This is a genomic window from Curvibacter gracilis ATCC BAA-807, assembly GCF_000518645.1.
GTDB lineage: Bacteria > Pseudomonadota > Gammaproteobacteria > Burkholderiales > Burkholderiaceae_C > Curvibacter > Curvibacter gracilis.
Genome location: NZ_JADZ01000062.1, coordinates 1 through 6,533 on the forward strand (window position 1 = coordinate 1; position 6,533 = coordinate 6,533).

At 69.0% G+C, this 6,533-nt stretch carries 1 protein-coding gene; it reads right to left on the reverse strand.

What is annotated here, in order from left to right; all coding sequences use genetic code 11:
* The coding region (locus tag L880_RS33625; RefSeq protein ID WP_043330698.1) for an Ig-like domain-containing protein at positions 1 to 6,533 on the reverse strand (6,533 nt) is incomplete at both ends.

Genomic DNA, 6,533 nt, shown 5'->3' on the forward strand with positions numbered 1-6,533 from the left:
GCACCAGCCACAAACACACCCGTCACCGGGTTGGTGCCCCCCACGTTGCTGCCGCCCAAGGTGGCCGTCACGCTGTAGCTGCCCGCCGTGGTCGCCGTCAGGCTGACGGAACAGGTACCCGCCGTGGTGCTGCAATTGTTGGCACTCAGGCTGGCACCCGTGCCCGGCGCGCTGAAGCTGAACACGCTGGCACCGCCGGTATTGAGGTTGCCGTTGGCGTCGTAGGCACTGACCGTGATGGTGTAGGCATCGCTGCCATTGGCCGTCTTGGGGCCGCTGCTGATGGTCACCTGCGAATGGCCCGCCGTCGGGGGGCCTGCCACGAACACCGCCGTCACCGGGTTGGTGCCACCGCCCACCGGCGTGGCGCCAATGCTGGCCGTGATGGCATAGCTGCCCGCCACCGTGGCTGTGAGCGTCACCGAGCAGGTGCCGGCACTGGCCCCCGTCGTGGCTGTGGTGCAACTGGCCGCACTCAGGCTGGCGCCCGCACCCGGTGCACTGAAGCTGAACGTGGTCGCAGCAGCCGTGTTCGGGTTGCCATTGGCGTCATAGGCAGAGGCCGTGATGGTGTAGGCGTCCAACCCATTGGCAGCCTTGGGGCCGCTGCTGATGCTGACCCGCGAGCCGCCAGCCGTGGCGCTGCCCGCCACGAACACCGCAGTGACCGGGCTGTGGGCCACCGGGTCGGCCAGGCCTTCTCCGGACAGGCGCACATGCACCTGATACGAGCCCGCGCTGCTGGCCACCAGGCTCACGCCGCAGCCACCAGCGTCCGCCCCCGTGGTGGGCGTCACGCAGTGGTCGGCACTGAGGGTGGCTGCATTGGGCGCACCGTCAATGGTGAAGGTGAAGGCGGTCGGGTTGAGCGTCACCCGGTTGCCCAGGGCGTCATAGGCCTCGGCACTCACGGTGTAGGGGTCCACGCCATTGGCGATCTTCGGGCCCACACTGATCAGGGCCTTGGACACCACCGCCGTCACCGCACCGGCCTGGAAGGTGGCGCTGACCTGGCGGCCGCCGTCCACCGGCGAGCCCGCCAGGCTTGCGCTCAGCGAATAGGTGCCCGACACGGTGGCGGTGAGCTGCACGCTGCAGGTGCCGGCCGTGGTGGTGCAGCTGCTGGCGCTCAGGGCTGCACCGGCGCCAGGAGCACTGAAGCTGAAGGTATTGGCGGTGCCCGTCACCAGGTTGCCCTGGGCATCCAAGGCGCGGGCGGTGATGACGAAGGCATCCACCCCATTGGCGGCCTTGGGGCCGTCAGGTGTGATGCTGATACGCGAGCTGCCGGCCGTGGCCGCACCGGCCACAAACACGGCCTGAGCGGGGCTGCCGCTGCCGACGGCCTGGCCACCGAGCTGGGCCGTGACGGCGTAAGTGCCCGCCACGGTGGCGCTCAGCGTGACGCTGCACACGCCCGCTGTGGTGGTGCAGGTGCTGGCACTGAGGGCCGCACCGCTGCCCGAGACACTGAAGCTGAAGCTGCTGTTGCCATTGCTGACCAGATTGCCCTGGGCATCGCGCGCCGTCGCCGTGAGGGTGTAACGGTCGCTGCCATTGGCGGTCTTGGGCCCGGCATCCATGGCCAGGGTGGAACTGCCAGCCTGGGCTGCGCCAGCCACAAACACGGCCGTCAAGGGGTTGCCCGAGCTCAGCACGGTGCCAGACACACTGGCCGTGATGGCGTAGCTGCCCGCCACGGTCGCCGTCAGGGTGACCGAGCAGGTGCCCGCAGCAGCGCCGCTGGTGGCGGTGCTGCAAGTGGCCGCGCTCAGGCTGGCCCCGGCTGCGGGGGCGCTGAAGCTGAACGTGAAGGCCGTGCCGGTGTTGATATTGCCGTTGGCGTCCAGCGCCTGGGCCGTGAGGGTGTAGGCATCGCTGCCATTGGCCGTGCGCGGGCCGCTGCTCAGGCTCACGCGTGCACTGCCGGCACTGACCGGGCCGGCCACAAACATGCCCACCAGGGGGTTGGTGCCGCCCAGGCTCTGGCCGCCCAGGCTCACGCTGACGCTCTGGTTGCCCGCCACGGTGGACTTCAGGCTGACCGTACAGGTACCGGCATCAGCACCGCTGGTGGTCGTGGTGCAGCTGGCACTGCTGAGCACGGCCCCGACGCCACCCGCGTTGAAGCTGAAGGTGTAGGGCTGGCTCACGTCCAGGTTGCCAAAGGCATCGGTGGCGCTGGCCGTGAGGGTGTAGGCATCGCTGCCGTTGGCCAGCTTGGGGCCGGCATCGATGCTGGCCCTTGCGGTGGCGGCCACGGCCTCACCGGCCACAAAGCGGGCATCGATCGGGTTGGTGCCCCCCACCGGGGTGCCGCTCAGGCTGGCGCTGACATGGAAGACCGTGGCCAGGGTGGCGCTGAGGGTGACCGAGCAGGTGCCGGCCGCCGCGCCCGTGGTGGGCGTGGTGCAGGTGCTGGCGCTCAATGTGGCGCCCGCGCCGGGGTTGCTGAAGCTGAAGGTCTGGGCCGCACCAGCGTTGAGGTTGCCGTTGGCATCCTGCGCACGCACGGTCAGGGTGTAGGCCCCCACGCCATCGGCCGTCAGCGGCCCGGGTGGGTTCATGCTCAGGCTGGAGCCCGCAGCACTGACAGCACCTGCCACAAACACGGCCGTGACGGGGTTGGTGCCGCCCAGGGGCGTACCGCCCAGGCTGGCCGTGATGGCATAGCTGCCGGCCACGGTGGCCGTCAGGTTCACCGAACAGGTGCCCGCGCCGGCGCCGCTGGTCGCGGTGGTGCACTGGCTGGCGCTCAGGCTGGCGCCGGCTGCAGGTGCACTGAAGCTCACCGTGATGGCGCTGGCGGTGTTGAGGTTGTTGTTGGCGTCCAGCGCGCTGACCGTCAGGGTGTAGGCATCCACACCATTGGCCGTCTTGGGGCCCGCACTCAAGGCCACACGGGCCGTGGACGCCGTCGGTGCGCCGGCCACAAAGGTACCGACCACCGGGTTGGTGCCGCCCAGCGGGGTGCCCCCCAGACTGGCCGTGATCGCGTAGCTGCCGGCCACGGTTGCACTGAGGGTGACGGCGCAGGTGCCCGCCGTCGTGGTGCAGGTGCTTGCGCTCAGGCTGGCGCCGGCCGCCGGGGCGCTGAAGCTGAAGGTGGTGGCCGTGGTGCTGTTGAGGTTGCCATTGGCGTCCAGCGCGCTCACGGTGAGGGTGTAGCTGTCCACCCCATTGGCCACGCGCGGGCCGGCGCTGATGTCCACGCGCGAGGCAGTGGCGGTGGGGGCCGCCGCCACGAACACGGCGCTGGCCGGGTTGCTGCCGCCGATCAGGTTGCCATCCAGGCGCGCCTTCACGCTGTAGGTGCCGGCCACGGTGGCCTTGAGGGTCACGGTGCAGCGACCTGCATCGGGGCCGGTGGTGGCCGTGGTGCAGGTGCCTGCGCTCAGGCTGGCGCCCGAGGCGGGCAGTGGCGTGTCGAAGCTGAAGGTGGTGGCACTGGTCGTGTTGAGGTTGCCTTGGGCGTCATTGGCCGAGACCGTGAGGGTGTAGCTGTCGCTGCCGTTGGCCAGCTTCGGGCCCGCGCTGATGGCCAGGCTCGAGGTGCCGGCCACCGGGTTGCCTGCCACAAACACGGCCGTGACCGGGTTGGTGCCGCCCACGTTGGAGCCGCCCAGGGTGGCTGTGATCGCATAGCTGCCGGCCACGGTGGCCGTCAAGCTCACCGAGCAAGTGCCCGCCGTGGTGGTGCAACTGCTGGCACTGAGCGAGGCGCCCGCGCCGGGGTTGCTGAAGTTGAAGGTGCTGGCCGTGCCCGACGCCAGATTGCCCTGGGCATCGTAGGCGGTGGCCGTGAGGGTGTAGGCCGTGCTGCCATTGGGGGGCAGGGGGCCGGTGCTCAGGCTCACCCGCGACGACAGCGCCGTGGCGGCACCGGCCACGAACACGCCTACCACCGGGTTGGTGCCGCTCACGGGCGTGGCGCCCAGGCTGGCCGAGACGCTGTAGCTGCCGGCGACGGTAGCCTTCAGTGTGACCGAGCAGGTGCCCGCCGTGGTGGTGCAACTGTTGGCACTGAGGCTCGCACCAGTCCCCGGGGCGCTGAAGTTGAAGGTATTGCTCGCGCCCGTGGCCAGGTTGCCGTTGTCGTCATACGCACTCACGGTGATGGTGTAGGCATCAGTGCCGTTGGCCGTCTTGGGGCCGGCACTGATGGCCACCCGCGAGCCGCCGGCCGTGGGCGCGCCCGCCACAAACACCCCCGTGACAGGGTTGGTGCCGCCCACGTTGGCGCCGCCCTGGGTGGCCGTCACGCTGTAGCTGCCTGCCGTGGTCGCCGTCAAGGTGACCGTACAGGTGCCCGCAGTGCCGCCCGCGGTGGTCGTGGTGCAGGTGGTGGCGCTCAATGCATATCCGGTGCCCGGGGCGCTGAAGTTGTAAGTGATGGCGCTGCTGGTGTTGAGATTGCCGTTGGCATCCAGGGCGCTCACGCTGATGGTGTAGGCATCGCTGCCGTTGGCCGTCTTGGGGCCAGCGCTGATGGTCACCCGCGAGCTGCCTGCCGTGACCGCACCGGCCACAAACACAGCCGTCACCGGGTTGGTGCTGCCAGCCACAGGTGTCGAGCCCATGCTCCCTGTCACGCTGTAGCTGCCAGCGGTCGTTGCGGTCAAGGTGACCGAACAGGTACCCGCAGCGGCACCCGTTGTGGCCGTGGTGCAGGTGGTGGCGCTCAACGCGGCACCCGTGCCCGGCGAACTGAAATTGAACGTGGTGGCACTGAGGGTATTGAGGTTGCCATTCGCGTCCACCGCACTGGCCGTGAGGGTGAAGGCGTCGGTGCCATTGGCCACCTTGGGGCCGCTGCTGATCACGATCCGTGAACTGCTGGCCGTGGGTGAGCCTGACACAAACACCCCTGTGACAGGGTTGGTGCCGCCCACGTTGGTGCCGCCCAGGGTGGCCGTCACGCTGTAGGTACCCGCCGTGGTCGCCGTCAAGGTGATCGAGCACGTGCCTGCACTGCCGCCGGTGGTGGCTGTGGTGCAGGTTGCAGCGCTCAGCGCCGCACCCGTGCCGGGTGCACTGAAGCTGAAGGTGCTGGCTGTGCTGGTGTTCAGGTTGCCGTTGGCATCCAGCGCACTGGCCGTGATGGTGTAGGCGTCGGTTCCATTGGCCGTCTTGGGGCCCGTGCTGATGGCCACGCGCGCCGTGCCCGCCGTTACGGCACCTGCGGTGAAGGTGCCCGTCACAGGGTTGGTGCCGCCCACGTTGGTGCCGCCCAGGGTGGCCGTGACCAAGTAGCTGCCTGCAGTCGTTGCTGTCAAGGTGACAGCGCAAGTACCAGCGCTACCGCCCGCGGTCGCTGTGGTGCAAGTCGCGGCGCTCAGCGCGGCGCCCGTGCCAGGCGCACTGAAGCTGAAAGTGCTGGCCGCACTGGTGTTCAGGTTGCCATTGGCATCCAGCGCACTGGCCGTGATGGTGTAGGCATCCGAGCCGTTGGCGATCTTGGGGCCCGTGCTGATGGCCACGCGCGCTGTGCCCGCCGTGACAGCACCTGCGATGAATGTGCCCACCACCGGGTTGGTGCCGCCCACGCTGCTGCCACCCAAAGTGGCCGTGACCGAGTAGCTGCCTGCAGTCGTTGCCGTCAAGGTGACAGAGCAAGTGCCTGCGCTGCCACCCGTGGTGGCTGTGGTGCAAGTCGCGGCGCTCAGAGCCGCGCCCGTGCCAGGCGCGCTGAAGCTGAAGGTGCTGGCCGCGCTGGTGTTCAGGTTGCCGTTGGCATCATTGGCCGTGACCGTGAGGGTGTAGGCGTCCGTTCCATTGGCCATCTTGGGCCCCTGGCTGATCACCACGCGCGAGCCGGAAGCAGCCACCCCACCCGCCACAAACAAGCCCGTGACCGGGTTGGTCCCACCCACGGTGGCGCCCCCCTGGGTGACGTTCACGCTGTAAGTGCCCGCCGTGGTGGCTGTCAAAGTGACCGAGCAGGTGCCTGCACTGCCGCCGGTGGTCGTCGTGGTACAGGTGTTGGCGCTCAGTGCTGCACCGGTGCCCGGTGCGCTGAAGTTGAAGGTCGTGGCTGCATTTGTGTTCAGGTTGCCATTGGCATCATTGGCCGTGACCGTGAGGGTATAGGCATCCAAGCCATTGGCCACCTTCGGGCCGCCGCTGATGGCCACACGAGAGCCACCCGCCGTGACGGTACCGGCCGTGAAGGCGCCCGTCACAGGGTTGGTGCCGCCCACATTGGTGCCGCCCAGGGTGGCCGTCACGCTGTAGGTACCTGCCGTAGTCGCCGTCAAGGTGACAGAGCAGGTGCCTGCGCTGCCACCCGTGTTTGCTGTGGTGCAAGTTGCAGCACTCAGCGCCGCGCCCGTGCCCGGTGCACTGAAGCTGAAGGTGGCGGCGGCACTGGTGTTCAGGTTGCCGTTGGCATCCAGCGCGCTGGCCGTGATCGTGTAGGCATCCGAGCCGTTGGCGATCTTGGGGCCAGAGCTGATGGCCACACGAGAGCCACCCGCCGTGACGGCGCCGGCCGTGAAGGTGCCCGTCACAGGGTTGGTGCCGCCCACGTTGGT